Source organism: Gluconacetobacter entanii, assembly GCF_003206495.1.
GTDB lineage: Bacteria > Pseudomonadota > Alphaproteobacteria > Acetobacterales > Acetobacteraceae > Novacetimonas > Novacetimonas entanii.
Genome location: NZ_NKUF01000118.1, coordinates 1 through 1,400 on the forward strand (window position 1 = coordinate 1; position 1,400 = coordinate 1,400).

Annotated in this window: 1 protein-coding gene; it reads right to left on the reverse strand. The window is 57.7% G+C overall.

The genetic code is table 11. The features are described from left to right. The coding region (gene tnpC, locus CFR72_RS16750; protein WP_110914812.1) for an IS66 family transposase at nucleotides 1–1,400 on the reverse strand (1,400 nt) is incomplete at both ends.

Consider the following 1,400-nt stretch of genomic DNA (forward strand, 5'->3'; position numbering starts at 1 on the left):
GGTTTCCAGTTCCATGGCAACAGTTCGTGGAGCCGGTTGATCTTGTGCTCGTTGATACGGGCCAGGACGTCGGCGAGGTAATCGTGCGGATTAAGCCGGGAGAGTTTTGCGCTTTCGATAAGCGTCATGGCATCAGCGATGTTGTCGCCCCCGGTGTCGGATCCGGCAAAGAGATAATTTTTTCGCCCCACGCATACGGGCCGTATGGCGCGTTCGGCAGGATTGTTGTCGATGGCGACACGACCATCTTCGAGGAACAGGGTAAAGGCCTTCCACCGGTTGAGCGCATAACGGATCGCTTTTGCCAGTTCCCCCTTTCCAGGGATACGGGCAAGCTGTGTTTCGCACCATGCGTGGAATGCTGTGACACGGGGGCGGCTTTGTTCCTGTCGGACAGCCAGACGATACGGGGCCGGGTGTCCGGTGATCTGGCGCTCGATATCGTAGAGCTCTCCGATCTGTTCAAGTGCTTCCCTTGCGATTGTCGAATCACTGCCCTTCCAGACATCATGGAAGGCCCGGCGGAGATGAGCCCAGCAGGCCGCTTCGCGCACGTGCACGGTTCCTGTTGCGTCTGGTTTATACAGATCCCTGAACCCGGCGTAGGCGTCAGCCTGCAGAATGCCCCGGAACTGTGCCAGATGGGTCTGGGGATTGATCCCCTTGCGATCGGGAGAGAACCAGTAGGCCACGGCGGGCGGATCACTCCCTCCCCATGGGCGGGGATCGCGCAGATAGCTCCAGATCCGCCCTTCCTTCACGCCCCGGGGTTTGCCAGCCTGACGCAGACGGGGGTCAAGAACCTGGATGGGTGTATCATCAGCATGTAGCAGGTCTGCCTTTACGACATCCTGACGGATCAGATCTGTCAGAGGACGCAGAACGGCAACGGCCTGACCACACCAGTCGATCAGGGTTGAACGGGGAATGTCCACACCCTGACGGGCAAAGATCTCATTCTGACGATAAAGCGGAATGTGGTCATCGAATTTCGAGACCAGGATATGGGCTAAAAGCCCGGTGCCAGCCATCCCCCGTGGGACAGGGCGCGACGGTGCTTCAGGCTGCACCAGTGTTTCGCAGTGACGGCAGGATTTCTTCAGCCGTGCCGTTTCGACAACTTTCAGTTTTGCCGCAATAAAGTCCAGTATTTCGGTGACATCTTCGCCTACAAGACGCAGGGGACCGCCACAGGCAGGACAGGCCTCACCTGGGTCGAGAACAATACGCTCCCGTGGTGTCGTGTCAGAAACCTTTGGTTTGCCACGCTGCCGTGGGGGAGAGAGTGCATCATCGCTGACATCATGCTCCCTGATATCAGGAGAAGGATCGGCTGCCGCGATGGCGATTTTTACATCTTCAAGGAGCAGTTCGAGTTGTTCAATCTCACGGTCTATCTT